This window comes from Mesorhizobium sp. M8A.F.Ca.ET.165.01.1.1, from assembly GCF_004792065.1.
GTDB lineage: Bacteria > Pseudomonadota > Alphaproteobacteria > Rhizobiales > Rhizobiaceae > Mesorhizobium.
In genome coordinates this window covers 1-284 of sequence record NZ_SRTH01000252.1, presented here as the reverse complement: position 1 = coordinate 284, position 284 = coordinate 1, and the positions used below count along the sequence as shown (strand labels likewise).

The following is a 284-nucleotide window of genomic DNA, read 5'->3' as shown; positions in this document are numbered from 1 at the left end:
GCCCGGCTCAGGCGGCGGCCACGACGTCGGCTGAATAGCGCAGCTCGCGCAAGGGCTTCACCTTGCTGGTCGTCTCCGCATAGATCGGATGCGCCTTGTAGGCGGCGAGAGCGGCCTCGTCCTCGAACTCGGCATAGACAACCACATCGATTGCGTTGGAGAACAGATCGACCTTGGTGTTGGGCGTGACCTCGAAGTGTTTCGAATGCGGGATATTGCCCAGCGCCTGCAGCCCTGACCGCACGGCCTCCACATCCTCTTTGCGCCGCACGCTGAAGAAAACG

General features: G+C 62.3%; 1 protein-coding gene. It reads right to left on the bottom strand.

Annotated elements, in window-relative coordinates; all coding sequences use genetic code 11:
- Positions 1-7: 7 nt before the first annotated feature.
- On the bottom strand, positions 8-284 hold a 277-nt coding region (locus EN808_RS35970; protein ID WP_135918281.1), incomplete at its 5' end, for a Dabb family protein.